Source organism: Streptomyces sp. NPDC002138 (genome assembly GCF_040296485.1).
Classification (GTDB): domain Bacteria; phylum Actinomycetota; class Actinomycetes; order Streptomycetales; family Streptomycetaceae; genus Streptomyces.
Genome location: NZ_JBEOXE010000036.1, coordinates 1 through 14,549 on the forward strand (window position 1 = coordinate 1; position 14,549 = coordinate 14,549).

Annotated in this window: 13 protein-coding genes; 6 read left to right on the forward strand and 7 right to left on the reverse strand. The window is 69.3% G+C overall.

What is annotated here, in order from left to right; genetic code table 11:
* Positions 1 to 64: 64 nt before the first annotated feature.
* Positions 65 to 1,447 carry a glycine--tRNA ligase gene (locus tag ABT084_RS22875; protein WP_351046898.1) on the reverse strand — a complete coding sequence of 461 codons (1,383 nt, stop codon included), beginning with the start codon at positions 1,445 to 1,447 and terminating at the stop codon, positions 65 to 67.
* A 153-nt stretch (positions 1,448 to 1,600) separates the two neighbouring features.
* On the opposite strand from ABT084_RS22875, the gene ABT084_RS22880 reads away from it, so the two are divergent.
* From ABT084_RS22880 to ABT084_RS22895, 4 genes are all read left to right on the forward strand, one after another.
* Complete coding sequence (locus ABT084_RS22880; RefSeq protein ID WP_351046901.1) at positions 1,601 to 2,563, forward strand: metal ABC transporter substrate-binding protein; 963 nt, start codon at positions 1,601 to 1,603, stop codon at positions 2,561 to 2,563.
* A 32-nt stretch (positions 2,564 to 2,595) separates the two neighbouring features.
* Entirely contained in the window at positions 2,596 to 3,390 is a 795-nt protein-coding gene (locus tag ABT084_RS22885) for a metal ABC transporter ATP-binding protein (protein ID WP_351046904.1), read from the forward strand.
* The gene (locus tag ABT084_RS22890) at positions 3,390 to 4,259 is read left to right on the forward strand and encodes a metal ABC transporter permease (protein ID WP_351046907.1); all 870 of its coding nucleotides are present in this window, start codon (positions 3,390 to 3,392) and stop codon (positions 4,257 to 4,259) included. Before ABT084_RS22885 ends, ABT084_RS22890 begins: the two co-directional genes overlap by 1 nt.
* Before the next feature lie 71 nt (positions 4,260 to 4,330).
* Positions 4,331 to 4,762, forward strand: coding sequence for a Fur family transcriptional regulator (locus tag ABT084_RS22895; RefSeq protein ID WP_351046910.1), 432 nt, complete (start codon positions 4,331 to 4,333; stop codon positions 4,760 to 4,762).
* Positions 4,763 to 4,783: 21 nt separating this feature from the next.
* On the opposite strand, the gene ABT084_RS22900 is transcribed toward ABT084_RS22895, so the two are convergent.
* The 6 genes from ABT084_RS22900 to leuA form a co-directional block, all read right to left on the reverse strand.
* Entirely contained in the window at positions 4,784 to 5,359 is a 576-nt protein-coding gene (locus ABT084_RS22900; protein ID WP_351046913.1) for a hypothetical protein, read from the reverse strand.
* Positions 5,360 to 5,380: 21 nt separating this feature from the next.
* Positions 5,381 to 6,208 carry an isoprenyl transferase gene (locus ABT084_RS22905; protein ID WP_351046915.1) on the reverse strand — a complete coding sequence of 276 codons (828 nt, stop codon included), beginning with the start codon at positions 6,206 to 6,208 and terminating at the stop codon, positions 5,381 to 5,383.
* 11 nt (positions 6,209 to 6,219) lie between these two features.
* Positions 6,220 to 6,966 (reverse strand): DNA repair protein RecO, encoded by a 747-nt coding sequence (gene recO / locus ABT084_RS22910; RefSeq protein WP_351046918.1) that lies wholly within the window; start codon positions 6,964 to 6,966, stop codon positions 6,220 to 6,222.
* A gap of 138 nt (positions 6,967 to 7,104) precedes the next feature.
* Positions 7,105 to 8,586 (reverse strand): nucleobase:cation symporter-2 family protein, encoded by a 1,482-nt coding sequence (locus tag ABT084_RS22915; protein ID WP_351046920.1) that lies wholly within the window; start codon positions 8,584 to 8,586, stop codon positions 7,105 to 7,107.
* A gap of 1,456 nt (positions 8,587 to 10,042) precedes the next feature.
* Entirely contained in the window at positions 10,043 to 10,744 is a 702-nt protein-coding gene (locus ABT084_RS22920) for a TerB family tellurite resistance protein (RefSeq protein WP_351046923.1), read from the reverse strand.
* A 291-nt stretch (positions 10,745 to 11,035) separates the two neighbouring features.
* Positions 11,036 to 12,808 (reverse strand): 2-isopropylmalate synthase, encoded by a 1,773-nt coding sequence (leuA, locus tag ABT084_RS22925; RefSeq protein WP_351046925.1) that lies wholly within the window; start codon positions 12,806 to 12,808, stop codon positions 11,036 to 11,038.
* A gap of 364 nt (positions 12,809 to 13,172) precedes the next feature.
* Here leuA and ABT084_RS22930 point away from each other — a divergent pair, with 364 nt between their 5' ends.
* Positions 13,173 to 14,249, forward strand: coding sequence for a M4 family metallopeptidase (locus ABT084_RS22930; protein ID WP_351046928.1), 1,077 nt, complete (start codon positions 13,173 to 13,175; stop codon positions 14,247 to 14,249).
* 18 nt (positions 14,250 to 14,267) lie between these two features.
* The gene (locus ABT084_RS22935; RefSeq protein WP_351046931.1) at positions 14,268 to 14,537 is read left to right on the forward strand and encodes a protealysin inhibitor emfourin; all 270 of its coding nucleotides are present in this window, start codon (positions 14,268 to 14,270) and stop codon (positions 14,535 to 14,537) included.
* The last annotated feature ends 12 nt before the right edge of the window (positions 14,538 to 14,549 follow it).

Sequence of the window (14,549 nt, forward strand, 5' to 3'; positions counted from 1 at the left end):
GGCTTTGGGTTTGGGGTGCGCTCCGGTGCGCAGCGCGCACCGGGCCACCCCTGTCACATCCGACCTAGCAGCCCAGCAGACGGCTGCCGAGGTAGCTCTGGATCTGGTCCAGGGAGACGCGCTCCTGCTTCATGGTGTCGCGCTCGCGCACGGTCACCGCGTTGTCGTCCAGGGTGTCGAAGTCGACCGTCACGCAGAACGGCGTGCCGATCTCGTCCTGGCGGCGGTAGCGGCGGCCGATGGCGCCCGCGTCATCGAACTCGATGTTCCAGTTCTTGCGCAGGTCGGCGGCGAGGCCCTTGGCCTTCGGCGACAGCTGCGCGTTGCGGGACAGCGGCAGGACGGCGACCTTGACCGGAGCCAGGCGCGGGTCGAGGCGCATCACGGTGCGCTTCTCCATGACGCCCTTGGCGTTGGGGGCCTCGTCCTCGTTGTACGCGTCGAGCATGAAGGCGAGCATGGCGCGGTTGACACCGGCCGCCGGCTCGATGACGTACGGGGTGTACTTCTCCTTGGACTCCTGGTCGAAGAACATGAGTTCCTGGCCGGAGGCGGCGGAGTGCGCCTTGAGGTCGAAGTCGGTGCGGTTGGCCACGCCCTCGAGCTCGGAGAACTCGTTACCACCGAAGTTGAAGCGGTACTCGATGTCGGCGGTGCGCTTCGAGTAGTGGGACAGCTTGTCCTTCGGGTGGTCGTACCAGCGGATGTTCTCCTCGCGGAGACCCAGGTCGCGGTACCAGTTCCACCGCTCCTGCATCCAGTACTCCTGCCACTGCTCGTCCTCGCCCGGCTTGACGAAGAACTCCATCTCCATCTGCTCGAACTCGCGCGTGCGGAAGATGAAGTTGCCCGGCGTGATCTCGTTGCGGAAGGACTTGCCCATCTGGGCGATACCGAACGGGGGCTTCTTGCGCGAAGTCGTCAGCACCTGGGCGAAGTTGGTGAAGATGCCCTGGGCGGTCTCGGGGCGCAGGTACGCGACGGAGCCGGCGTCCTGGGTCGGGCCGAGGTGCGTCTGCAGCATGCCGGAGAACTGCTTGGGCTCGGTGAACTGGCCCTTGTTGCCGCAGTTCGGGCAGTTGATGTCGGCCAGGCCGTTCGCGGGGAGGCGGTTGTGCTTGGCCTCGTACGCCTCTTCCAGGTGGTCGGCGCGGTAACGCTTGTGGCAGGAGGTGCACTCGGTCAGCGGGTCCGAGAAGGTCGCGACGTGGCCCGAGGCCTCCCAGACCTCGCGGGCCAGGATCACGGAGGAGTCGAGACCCACCACGTCCTCACGGCCGGTGACCATCGAACGCCACCACTGGCGCTTGATGTTCTCCTTCAGCTCGACACCCAGCGGACCGTAGTCCCAGGCAGCCCTGGAGCCGCCGTAGATCTCACTGCACGGGTAGACGAAGCCACGGCGCTTGCTCAGGCTGACGATGGTCTCGATCTTGTCGGCGGCCACGGTGCTCTCTTCATTACGAGGACGAACGGCGAAGCCTTTAGGTTACCGGCGCCCGTACCCCCTCCTTCAAATCGGATCCCCTTAGAGCGGCTCCCGGGGCACCCTCACCAGGCTTGTTGACAATCGTTTCCATTTTTGATGAAAATGGATGTCATGAACGTACGTCGCCTCATACCCACCGCCGCCCTTGCCACGGCCGTCGCCCTCGGCGCCACGGCCCTGACCGCCTGCTCCGGCGCCTCCGCCGCGGGCACCGGCAAGGACGGCAAGCTCGACGTCATGGCGTCGTTCTACCCGATGCAGTTCCTCGCCGAGCAGATCGGCAAGGACCACGTGAAGGTCACCTCCCTGACCAAGCCGGGCGTCGAACCGCACGACCTGGAGATCACCCCGCGGCAGACGGCCGCGCTCGGCGAGGCCGACCTGGTCCTCTACCTCAAGAGCCTGCAGCCCGCCGTCGACAAGGCCGTCGCACAGACCCCCGCCAAGAACGTCGTCGACGCCGCCACCTTCACCAAGCTCGAAGTCCACGGCGCCTCCGGCCACGACCACGCCGAGGGCGAAGCGGACCACGGCCACAGCCACGGCGAGTCCGGTGAGGACCCGCACGTCTGGCTCGACCCGGTCAAGTACGCCGAGATCGCCAAGGGCGTCGGCGCCGCCCTGGAGAAGGCCGACCCCGACCACGCCGCGGACTACAAGAAGAACGCCGACGACCTCGTCGCCAAGCTGACCGCGTTGGACACCGAGTTCAAGGACGGCCTGAAGAACACGGCCTCCAAGACCTTCATCACCACCCACTCCGCCTTCGGCTACCTCTCCGCGCGCTACGGCCTCGACCAGGAGGGCATCTCCGGCATCGACCCCGAGTCCGAGCCGACCCCCGCCCGGATGAAGGAACTGCAGGACGTCGCGAAGAAGGACAATGTGACGACCGTGTTCTTCGAGGCGCTGGCCAGCGACAAGACGGCCAAGACCCTCGCCCGCGACACGGGCCTGAAGACCGATGTCCTCGACCCCCTCGAGGGAATCACCGACACGTCCCAGGGCGCTGACTACTTCGCGATCATGCGGTCCAACCTCAAGAACCTGCAGAAGGCGCTCGGCAACAAGTAATGGCAGCAGTAGCAGCAACGGAGGCGCGAGCCATGGAGTCCACGGCAGCCGCGACAGCGGTGGAGCAGCCCGTCATATCCCTGCGCGGGGCCACGGCCACGCTCGGCTCGCGCCCCGTGCTGCGCGGGGTCGACCTCACCGTCCGGCGCGGTGAGGTCGTCGCCCTGCTCGGCGCCAACGGCTCCGGCAAGTCCACGGCCGTCCGCGCCGTGGTCGGCCAGGTCCCGCTGACCGCGGGCACGCTCTCCCTCTTCGGTACGGACTTCAAGCGCTTCCGGCAGTGGTCGCGCATCGGGTACGTCCCCCAGCGCACCACCGCCGCCAGCGGCGTCCCGGCCACCGTCCGCGAGGTCGTCTCCGCCGGACGCCTGGCCCGCACCCGCTTCGGGTTCCTGCGCGCCGCCGACAAGGCGGCCGTGGAGCGCGCCCTCGCCCTCGTCGACATGGACGGGTACGCCGACGCCTCGGTCAACGCCCTCTCCGGCGGCCAGCACCAGCGCGTCCTCATAGCCCGGGCCCTCGCCGTGGAGCCCGAGCTGCTGATCATGGACGAGCCGATGGCGGGCGTCGACCTCGCCAACCAGGAAGTCCTCGCGAACGCCCTGCGCCTCCAGGTGGAGGCCGGCACCACCGTCCTGCTCGTCCTGCACGAGCTGGGCCCGCTCGAGCCCTTGATCGACCGGGCCGTCGTCCTGCGCGACGGCTGCGTCATGCACGACGGACCGCCCCCCGAGGCTCTGGGCCAGCACGCCCTGCCCGGCCACGACCACGTACACCCCCACGCGGCCCACGACGCCGAACCGATCCGGACGGGACTGCTGAGCTGATGGAGATCCTCGACTACGCCTTCATGCAGCGGGCCCTGATCGCGGCCGCTCTCGTCGGCATCACCGCCCCCGCCATCGGCACGTACCTCGTCCAGCGCCGCCAGGCGGTCATGGGAGACGGCCTCGGCCACGTCGCCATGACCGGTGTCGCGCTCGGCTTCCTGCTCCAGAGCAGCCCCGTCTGGATGGCCACGCTGGTCGCCGTCATCGGCGCCGTCGGCATGGAGCTGATCCGCGCGCGCGGCAAGACCAGCGGCGACGTCGCGCTCGCGATGCTCTTCTACGGCGGTCTGGCCGGCGGCGTGCTGATCATCAACATGGCTCCGGGCGGCTCCACCGCCAAGCTTCTGGGCCCGATGTTCGGTTCGATCGCCGCGGTCGCGCCCGAGGACGTCATCGCGATGGCGATCCTGTCCGCCTTCGTCCTGGCCGTCACCATCGGCCTGCGCCGCCAGCTCTTCGCCGTCTGCCAGGACGAGGAGTTCGCCCGGGTCACCGGCCTGCCGGTGCGGTTCCTGAACCTGATGATCGCGATCACCGCGGCCGTCACCGTCACCGTCGCCATGCGCATCGTCGGCCTGCTCCTGGTCAGCGCCATGATGGTGATCCCGGTCGCCGCCGCCCAGCGGCTCACCCGCGGCTTCGCCGCCACCCTGGGCCTGGCCATCGCGATCAGCCTCACGATCTCGCTGACCGGCACCGCCACGACGTACTACATCGACGTCCCCTCGGGCGCGATGATCGTGCTCATGGCCATCGCCGTCTTCCTGGTGCTCTCGCTGGTCTCCACCCCGCTCGCCCGACGGCGCGCACGGGCCGCGCGCACCGCCGAACAGGTCTGCACGCAGGACGACGTGAAGGTCCAGTAGCGCTCCGGACGGGGCGCCCGGGACCGGGGGGCTGGCACAATAGCCGGACGGCCCGATATGAGGAGGACCCGGTGGCGACTGCCCCTGGCGAGATGAATACCGCGCCAGTCCGAGGGCGCTCGACCCGGCAGCGGGCCGCCGTCGCGGCCGCGCTGGACGAGGTGGACGAGTTCCGCAGCGCCCAGGAGCTGCACGACATGCTCAAGCACCGCGGCGACTCCGTGGGCCTGACCACCGTGTACCGCACCCTGCAGTCCCTCGCCGACGCGGGCGAGGTCGACGTCCTGCGCACCAGCGACGGCGAATCCGTCTACCGGCGCTGCTCCACCGGAGAGCACCACCACCACCTGGTCTGCCGCAAGTGCGGCAAGGCCGTGGAGGTCGAGGGCCCGGCGGTGGAGAAGTGGGCCGAGGCGATCGCGGCCGAGCACGGCTATGTGAACGTCGCCCACACCGTGGAGATCTTCGGCACCTGCGCCGACTGCGCGGCGGCCGCCGCCTAGTACGGGTCGCGGCGCCGCAGGCTAGCGGCGCCGCAGGTTCCGGTCCAGGACCGCCCGCAGCCGCTCCAGGTCGGCGGGGCCGCCCACCCCGCGCTTCGGCAGGATCGTCATGGCCGCGGCGCGCTTGTCGTCGCTGAGCATGACGAACGCCCCGGGCGTCTCCACGTACGTCGGCTGCACGACCCAATTGACCCGCGACTCGGCATCGGCCGTGGTCACCCGCAGCCCGGCGTCACTCACGACGGCCCGGGTCTCCCCCACCTTCGCCAGTACGCCGCCCAGCGCGCGCGCCGTGAGCTGCGGACCGTACCGCGCCAGCGCCGCGAGCAGCACCCCGCCGCCCAGGAACGCCAGCCGATCGAGCTCGACCGGCCCGGCCGACACCAGCGACAGGGCGCCGATCAGGGCGATCAGCACCCCCGCCGACAGCAGCATCCGGCGCTGGAACCGCCCGGACGCGGTGTGCCGGGCGCGCGCGCTCAGCGCCTGCGCGAAGTCCTGCGTCGTGAGCTGGTAGACGAGCTCCACGGGCTGCTCCGCCCCGCCCCGCCCGGCCCCCGCCGCGGTGTCGTGCCCCTGATCCCCACCCGTTTCCATGCCGGTGAGGATAGGGCCGCGTCAGCCCGGCTGTCCCGGGATTTCCGGCTGGTTCGGGAGCGCCCCGCCGAAGCGGCGGTCGCGCTGCGCGTACTCCAGGCAGGCCGCCCACAGATTGCGCCGGTCGAAGTCCGGCCACAGCACGTCCTGGAACACCATCTCGGCGTAAGCGCTCTGCCAGAGCAGGTAGTTGGAGGTGCGCTGCTCGCCGCTGGGCCGCAGGAAGAGGTCCACGTCCGGCATGTCCGGGTAGTACATGTACTTCGCGAAGGTCTTCTCGTTGACCTTCGACGGGTCGAGACGGCCCGCCGCCACATCGCGGGCGATCGCCTGCGCCGCGTCCGCGATCTCCGCACGGCCGCCATAGTTGACACAGAAATAGAGCGTCATCGCATCGTTGTCGACGGTCTGTTCCTGCGCGACCTGGAGCTCCTGGACGACCGACTTCCACATCTTCGGCATGCGGCCGACCCAGCGGATCCGGATGCCCAGCTCGTTCATCTCGTCGCGGCGGCGGCGGATGACGTCCCGGTTGAAGTTCATCAGGAAGCGCACCTCGTCGGGCGACCGCTTCCAGTTCTCCGTCGAGAAGGCGTACAGGGAGAGGTTCTTGACGCCCATCTCCAGACAGCCCTTGAGTACGTCGAGCACGACGCCCTCGCCGACCTTGTGCCCCTCGGTGCGCGGCAGACCGCGCTCCTTGGCCCAGCGGCCGTTGCCGTCCATGACGACCGCGACGTGGTTCGGGATCAGTTCGCCGGGGATCTTCGGCGGGCGCGCACCGGACGGGTGCGGCTCCGGAAGCTTGTAGTCCCGACGGCTGCGCCCCAGGATCCCGCGTCGTGCCATGTGTACAGCTCCTATTTCTCGACGTAACGCAGGGAGCGTAGCCCGCGCTCCAGATGCCAGTGCAAGTAGGCGGAGACCAGCCCGCTGCCCTCCCGGACGTGGCGCGCCTCGCAGGCGTCCGCGTGCGGCCAGTCTCCGGTCAGCAGCGCGCTGAGCAGTGCGATGGCCTCCGACGAGGGTACGACGCTGCCGGGCACCCGGCAGTCCCCGCAGACGACCCCGCCGGCCGCGACGGAGAAGTGCCGGTTGGGGCCGTGGATGCCGCACTTCGCGCAGTTCGTGAAGCTGGGGGCGTAGCCGTTGACGGCGAGGGAGCGCAGCAGGAAGGCGTCGAGGATGAGGTTCGGCGCGTGCTCGCCGCGCGAGAGGGTGCGCAGGGCGCCGACGAGCAGCAGGTACTGCTGTACGGCGGGCTCGCCCTCCTGGTCGGTGAACCGCTCGGCGGTCTCCAGCATCGCGGTGCCCGCGGTGTAGCGGGCGTAGTCCACGACGATGCCGTTGCCGTAGGGGGAGATGATCTCGGTCTGGGTGCACAGCGGCAGGCTGCGGCTGACGAGATCGCTGCCGCGGGCGAAGAACTGCACGTCGGCGTGGGAGAAAGGTTCCAGCCCGGCGCCGAACTTCGACTTGGTCCGCCGCACACCGCGGGCCACGGCCCGGACCCGGCCGTGGCCACGGGTCAGGAGCGTGATGATGCGGTCCGCCTCACCCAGCTTCTGGGTGCGCAGCACGATGCCGTCGTCGCGGAACAGACTCATGGGTTCCATTGTCCCGTACGGCACTGACAGACCACGGACGGCACCTACGGGCCCTGGACACGGGTGTCCCCGGACCGGGGAGGGCCGGTCCGGGGACGTTTTTTCCGGGGGGCGGAGGGGGTGGATCAGACGGGTGGATCAGACGGCCGGGGCGGGGGCGTCCTCGCCCTCGTCCTGCGCCGGTGTGGCGGCCTCGGGTGCGTCCTGCGGCGGTATGAGGGCCACGGGCCCGGCGGGGAGGGGTGCCGCGGCGTGCGGGTCGCCGCTCGGCAGGCCGTTGAAGAGCAGGTTGAGGAGGATCGCGGCGGTGGCACCGAGGGTGACACCGCTGTTGAGGAGCGAGGCGGTGTCCACGCTCATGTGCTTCTCGAAGAAGGCCGGGACGGTGGCCGGGAAGAGCGCGAAGGCGAGGGAGACGCCCACGATCAGCGCGTTCTTCTCCTCCTTGAGGTCCACCTTGCCCAGCGTCTGGATACCGGCCAGGGCGACCATGCCGAACATCACGGTGGCCGCGCCGCCCAGGACACCCGGCGGGATCGCCGCGACGATGGCGGCGGCCTTCGGGAGCAGACCCAGGATGATCATGATCACGCCCGCGGCGACCACCACGAACCGGCTCTTGACCTTGGTGACCCGGACCAGGCCGACGTTCTCGGCGAAGGCGACGTAGGGGAAGGAGTTCAGCAGACCGCCGATCGCGGTGGCCGCTCCGTCGGCCCGCAGGGCGCGGGCCACGGTCTCGCTGTCGATGTCCCTGCCGACGATCTCGCCGACGGCGTAGGTGTCACCGGTCGTCTCGACCATCGTGATCAGCATGACGATCAGCATGAGGAGGATCGGGAACCACTCGAACTTCGGTGCGCCGAAGTGGAAGGGCGTGGTGACCCCGACCCAGTCGGAGGCGCTGACGGCCTCGAACTTCGCGTCGCCGAGGGCGAAGGCGACGAGGGTGCCGCCCACCAGGCCGAGCAGGACGGCGATGCTGGACAGGAAGGCCTGACCCAGCCGCATGACGACCAGGACGAAGAGCATCGTGCCGGCGGCGTAGGCGAGCTGCGTGGGGTCACCGCCGTCACCGACCAGCGGCGCGCCACCGACGACGTCCTTGAGGGCGACGGGCAGCAGCACGATGCCGAGGATCGTGATCACCGTGCCGGTGACGACGGGCGGGAAGAGGGCCATCACGATCTTGAACACCCGGGCGGGCATCCAGGCGAAGGCGAAGGTGGCGATGCCGGCCGTGATGACCGCGCCGTAGATCACGAGCAGGGCGGCCGTCCCGCCGCCCGCACCCAGCCCGATGGCGATCATCGGGGACACGGCGGTGAAGGTGACGCCCTGGACGATCGGCAGCCGGGCGCCGATCCGGCCGATCCCCCATGCCTGGATGATCGAGGCGATTCCGCAGGTGAAGAGGTCAGCGTTGATCAGATAGACCAACTGCTCGGGGGTGAGCTTGAGCGCGCTGCCGACGAGGATCGGGACGATCACCGCGCCGGCGTAGAACGCGAGTACGTGCTGGAAGCCGTACAGCGCGAGCTTGGGGAGGGGGAGCACCTCGTCGACCGGGTGCGTGCTCTGCTGTCCGTTGTCGGAAAGCCGGGCGGCGACACGTGCCATCTCTGCCTTGCCCTTCAAGAGGTAGGTAAGCGAGAGGAGATCTGGTTATCCCTGGTCGAAGTGGGTCGTGAGCCCGTTGATCCGCCAGGGTTGTCAGTACGTTCACGTGAATCGAAGCCGTGCCGTGTTACAGGCAGCGCCTCGCCGTGTGACCGGAATTGAACGCCGGTGGGGGGCTTCACAGATATCGTCGACTTCCACAAATTGTTGACGTTTCGTGAACGCATCTGTGGAGGTTTCTCCAGTAGCGGGCACCGCTGGGGGCGGAGTATGCGGGGCACGACGCGGGGTGCTGATTTGCAGTGCGCGATGGCTATGCCACCGAGCCGTCAGCCTGATGAGCTGGAAAAATCGCTCGCGTACTACTTCCCATGAGCAACGTGGAACGTGATCGCACACCAGTCCACTTGGTGGATACCCCAACCCCGGATCGATCGCTTCCACACATCAGACGACACCTCTCGGCCACGCGCGAGGCCGGATCGTTACGGTGGGGGCGTCGCGTCTGCCCTGATTTGGGGGGCGTGGGGGGCGCGGCTTCGCCGCGAGGGCCCGCGCTTCGAGCGTCCGGGGTCGGGGTGGTTCCCGGGGGCTGCCCGCCAGTTCAACTGTCTCTTCGTGCCGAGCCGCACTGTCAAGGGCGCTCCCTGCGGTCGCGTCGCTGCGCGATGGCCTGCGGCCACCCTTGACAGCACGACTCGACACGAAAAGCCAAGAACTGTCGGGCGGCCCCCGGAGGAACGGCAGGGGGCATGCCGACCATGGGCCCCTCGTGAAGTCGCTGGGCCGGGGCGAGGGTGCGGCCAAGCCGCGCCCTCCGGGCGGACAGACGACAGGCGACAAGCGACAGACACGCGCCAGATCGCTACACAGTCGCGACCGGCAGGCGTCTGCGGCCTGTTCGGGGCCCGTCTTGGACCTCAACTACGGCTGGACGAGCATGGGGACGGATCAAGCAGCCGTCCGACTCACCAGCCGTGTCTCAAATGGCCACAAAAGGGGCGTCTTGGAGGGATGTTGAGTGTCGAGTCCACCTTGACCCGACTACGTGCTCATGAGGGCGACGTGCAGGCCGCAGACGCCGATCCCAGAGAAGCGCGTAGCGATCTGCCGGCGTTCTTGTCGCTTGTCGTCTGTGGCCTTTCCGCCCGGAGGGCGCGGTGTGGCCCCACCAGGGCCCCTGGCCACTCGCCCAGGACCCGGGCCTTCGGGGGCCCTCCCCCCTGCCTTCCTCCGGGGGCCGCCCGACAGTTCTTGGCTTTTCGGGTCGAGTCGCGCTGTCAAGGGTGGCCGCAGGCCATCGCGCAGCGACGCGACCGCAGGGAGCGCCCTTGACAGTGCGGCTCGGCACGAAGAGACAGTTGAACTGACGGGCAGCCCCCGGGCGCCTCACCGACCCCGGACGCTCGAAGCCCGAGCCCCTGCGGCGAAGCCGCGCCCGGCGAAGCCGGGCCCCTCACCAAGACCCCGTGGCCCGTACCCCCGCCAGCAGGCTCGTTACCTCGTCGGCGTCCAGGCGGAGGGCCGCGCCCACCGTTGTCAGGACCTCTCGCTCGGCCGGGATGTACGGACCGTCCGCCAGGGCGATGCGGGCGGCCTGGAGCAGGAGGGACTCCCGGCCCGGGGCGGCCAGGTGCGGGGCCAGGGGCTCCAGTACCTCGTGCAGCTCGATCGACAGGGCGGCCCCGCAGCACTCCGGGCCGTCGTAGAGGCCCAGGCGGCCCTCATCGGTGGCCAAGGCCTCGACCAGAGACTCCAGCTGCTCCTCCGTGCAGTCCTGGAAGCCCGCGGCCCGTACGGCGCTCACAGCGGCCTCCAGGGCGCTGCGCGACGACGTACCGCCCGCCGCCAGGACCGCCAGGGTGACCGTGTGGACGGCGTCCCGCAGCATCGTCGAGAACCGGGTGGTGGTGGGGTGGTCAAGCACGTCGGTGTCGTAGCGGTCGCGACAGGCGGCGCATTCGACCACCGGGCCGACGCTGCCGCGCGGCAGCAGCGGCACGCCCAGCACGGTGAGCCGCCGGCGGCCGGTGCGGCGGCGGTAGTTGCGGTCACCACCGCAGCCGGGGCAGAAGAAATCCCCGTCGCCCACGGTGTTCCAGGTGGTACGGATGCCCCACGCCAACTTCCGGCCGGTCCCGCCCCGAACTGGCAGCACGTTCGCACCTCCGTAACGGTCCGGCAACATCGCCGGGTTGGCGTGATGTTAGCCACATCGGTGAGCATGCGTCAGTCGTGTGACAAGACAACATCGGTCGAGTCCGCGAGTTGGCCGAAGTGCGCCCCCGGTGGTGCGCCCGGAATACCGCTCGTTTTCCCCCCGAATCGTCCCTCGTTCGAGGGACGTCGCCACACCCCTGCCATCCCTGACCCGAGTGCCCGAACGACGGAAACCCCGCCCCTCGCGAGCGAGGGGCGGGGTTTCGCGGTGTCGCGGCGTGCGCGGGGGTCAGCGACCCGCGCGGTTCACGGCCGAGATGACGGCCTTCAGGGAGGCGCGCGTGGTGTTCGCGTCGATGCCGATGCCCCACAGGACACGGCCGTCGATGGCGCACTCGATGTACGAGGCGGCCTGCGCGGAGGCGCCCTCGCTCATCGTGTGCTCGGTGTAGTCCAGCAGGCGGGCGTCGATGCCGATGGCGGCCAGCGCGGCGAAGAAGGCCGAGATCGGACCGTTGCCGGTGCCCTCCAGTACGGTCTCGGCGCCGTCCACGACCGCTTCGACGGTCAGCGTGTCGGTGCCGTCCGTGTCGGTGGTCGTCTGGCCGGAGCGCAGCTGGATGCGGCCCCAACGGGCGTCCGCGTTCTCCCGGTTGGGCAGGTACTCGTCCTCGAAGATGGACCAGATCGCCTTCGGCGTGACCTCGCCGCCTTCGGCGTCGGTCTTGGCCTGGATGATCCGGGAGAACTCGATCTGCATCCGGCGCGGCAGGTCCAGCTTGTGCTCGTTCTTCAGAACGTATGCGATTCCGCCCTTGCCGGACTGCGAGTTGACCCGGATGACCGCCTCGTAGGAGCGGCCGACGTCCTTCGGGTCGATCGGCAGGTACGGCACCGCCCACTCGATGTCGTCCACGGTCTTGCCCTGGGCGGCCGCGTCGGCCTCCATGGCGTCGAAGCCCTTCTTGATGGCGTCCTGGTGGGAGCCGGAGAAGGACGTGTAGACCAGGTCGCCCGCGTAGGGGTGGCGCGGGTGGATCTCCATCTGGTTGCAGTACTCGGAGGTGCGGCGGATCTCGTCGATCTGGGAGAAGTCCAGCTCCGGGTCCACGCCCTGCGAGAACAGGTTCATGCCCAGCGTGACCAGGTCGACGTTGCCGGTGCGCTCGCCCTGACCGAACAGGCAGCCCTCGACGCGGTCGGCGCCGGCCATGACGGCCAGTTCGGCCGCGGCGACGGCGGTGCCGCGGTCGTTGTGGGGGTGGACGGAGATGCAGACGAACGGGCGGCGGGTCAGGTTGCGGGCCATCCACTCGAAGCGGTCCGCGTGGGTCGAGGGCGTCGAGCGCTCGATCGTCGCGGGCAGGTTCAGGATGATCTCGCGGCCCTCGCCCGGCTGCCAGACGTCACAGACGGCCTCGCAGACCTCCAGGGCGAAGTCCAGCTCGGTGTCGGTGAAGATCTCCGGGCTGTACTGGTAGCCGAAGACGGTCTCGTCGCCCAGGATCTTGTCGGCGTAGTCCATGACCAGGCGGGTGCCGTCGACGGCGATCTGCTTGATCTGGTCCTTCGAGCCGCGGAAGACGACCCGGCGGAAGGTCGGCGCGGTGGCGTTGTACAGGTGCACGGTCGCGCGCTTGGCTCCGACCAGCGATTCGACGGTGCGCTCGATCAGGTCCTCGCGGGCCTGGGTCAGTACGGAGATGGTGACGTCGTCCGGGATGGCGCCCTCTTCGATGATGGAGCGCACGAAGTTGAAGTCGGTCTCGCCGGAGGAGGGGAAGCCGACCTCGATCTCCTTGAAGCCCATGCGCACCAGCAGGTCGAACATCTCGCGTTTACGGGCGGGGCTCATCGGGTCGATCAGGGCCTGGTTGCCGTCGCGCAGGTCGGTGGACAGCCAGCGGGGCGCCTTGGTGATCCGGGCGTCCGGCCACGTGCGGTCGGGGATGTCCACCTGCTCGTAGGCGCCGTACTTGTGGATCGGCATGCCGGAGGGGCGCTGCGTGTGCGTGGCGTTGGTGATGGGGGTGGGTCGTCCCGCAAAAGTGTGCTGAGTCATGGCGTAGGGCTCCTCGCGTGTCCACGTGATGTTCGCTGGGACGGCCGACAGGCAGTAAAACCGCAACACCGGACTCCGCGGGGAGGGGGTCGGCCTACGACTACAGGCCCTCGCCGCGGCAGCTAAGGAGAAGCAGCCCAAAACGCATGATGACCGCACCCTAGCCCAGCCGCGCGGCTGTGCGGGGACCTGTTTCAGTATGCAAGACCATGCAGTCCGTTTTGTACCTCTTGTGAGCTATGACTCTTTCGATCCGTCGAGGTCCGGGTGATCCGTCAACCCGACTCCACCCGGTTTCAGACAGTCGAATGAATCATGGTTGCAGCTAGTGACAGTGGCATGACCCAGTGCCACATTGCCGCACATGGATGCCACGCCTCACCACCCCGCTCACCACCCCGTCTTCTGCACGATCGTGCCGCCGCACATCCTCGACCGCATCTCCCGCTCCGAGGACACCAGCCGCGCCGACATCGCCCAGCGCACCCTCGAGCACGACTCGCTCCAGCGCACCCGGCGCCGCATCAACGCCGTCCGGGGCGTCGCACCCGCCCTCGGCACCCCGCCGTCCGACACCCCCGCGCGCACGATCTACGACGCCCAGCACCACACCCGGCTGCCCGGCAAGAAGGTGCGCGCCGAGGGCGGCCCCCTGCACAAGGACGCCTCCGTCAACCGCGCCTACGCCGGGCTCGGCGCCACCTTCGAGCTGTACCTGAAGGCGTACGGACGCCACTCGATCGACGGTTCGGGCCTGCCCCTGAACGCCACCGTCCACTACGGCGAGCGGTACGACAACGCCTTCTGGGACGGCACCCAGATGGTCTTCGGCGACGGCGACGGCGACCTGTTCCTCGACTTCACGATTCCGGTGGACGTCATCGGGCACGAGCTGACCCACGGGGTCACCCAGCACACGGCCAACCTGGAGTACTACGGCCAGTCCGGCGCCCTCAACGAGTCGATGTCGGACGTCTTCGGCTCGCTCATCAAGCAGTACTCCCTGGACCAGACCGCGCAGGACGCGGACTGGCTGATCGGGGCCGGGCTCCTCGGCCCGAACGTCAGCGGGGTCGCGCTGCGGTCCATGAAGGCCCCCGGCACGGCGTACGACGACGACGAGCTGGGCAAGGACCCGCAGCCCGCGACGATGGACGGATACGTGCGGACCAGCGGGGACAACGGCGGGGTGCACATCAACTCCGGCATCCCGAACCACGCCTTCTACCTGGCCGCCACCGAGCTCGGCGGAAAGGCCTGGGAGCGGGCCGGGCAGATCTGGTACGACACCCTCACGGGCGGCCAGCTGGCCGCGGACGCGGACTTCGCCTCCTTCGCCCGGCTGTCGGTGGCCGCCGCGGCCACCCGATTCGGGAGCGGCGGCGCCGAGCAGGAGGCGCTCCTGAAGGCCTGGTCCCAGGTGGGTGTGCCGACGACGTAGAGCCGGTAGACAGGTCCCATGCGGATTCTTGTGGTGCGGACGGGCGGGTTCACCGGCATCGAGCGCCGGGTCGAGATCGACACCTCGGGCCTGCCCGACGAGGCGGAATGGCAGGCCCTGGCCCAGCTCGCGCTGCGCCCGGGGCCCCCGGGGCACGGGGCCGACCGGGTCCGGGACGGATTCTCGTACCGGATCACGGTCGACGGGCGCACGGTCCTGTGCCAGGACCCGAACCTCTCCGACGCTCAGCGCCAGCTGATCGTCCGGGTCCTCAAAGAGGGTGCCTGACCAGGCACCTTC

Bases quoted from the DNA above. Each gene is read 5' to 3' on its own strand.
- ABT084_RS22880 (WP_351046901.1), top strand. From the start codon at position 1,601: ATGAACGTACGTCGCCTCATACCCACCGCCGCCCTTGCCACGGCCGTC.
- ABT084_RS22885 (WP_351046904.1), top strand. From the start codon at position 2,596: ATGGAGTCCACGGCAGCCGCGACAGCGGTGGAGCAGCCCGTCATATCC.
- ABT084_RS22890 (WP_351046907.1), top strand. From the start codon at position 3,390: ATGGAGATCCTCGACTACGCCTTCATGCAGCGGGCCCTGATCGCGGCC.
- ABT084_RS22900 (WP_351046913.1), bottom strand. From the start codon at position 5,359: ATGGAAACGGGTGGGGATCAGGGGCACGACACCGCGGCGGGGGCCGGG.
- ABT084_RS22905 (WP_351046915.1), bottom strand. From the start codon at position 6,208: ATGGCACGACGCGGGATCCTGGGGCGCAGCCGTCGGGACTACAAGCTT.
- recO (WP_351046918.1), bottom strand. From the start codon at position 6,966: ATGAGTCTGTTCCGCGACGACGGCATCGTGCTGCGCACCCAGAAGCTG.
- ABT084_RS22915 (WP_351046920.1), bottom strand. From the start codon at position 8,586: ATGGCACGTGTCGCCGCCCGGCTTTCCGACAACGGACAGCAGAGCACG.
- leuA (WP_351046925.1), bottom strand. From the start codon at position 12,808: ATGACTCAGCACACTTTTGCGGGACGACCCACCCCCATCACCAACGCC.
- ABT084_RS22930 (WP_351046928.1), top strand. From the start codon at position 13,173: ATGGATGCCACGCCTCACCACCCCGCTCACCACCCCGTCTTCTGCACG.
- ABT084_RS22935 (WP_351046931.1), top strand. From the start codon at position 14,268: ATGCGGATTCTTGTGGTGCGGACGGGCGGGTTCACCGGCATCGAGCGC.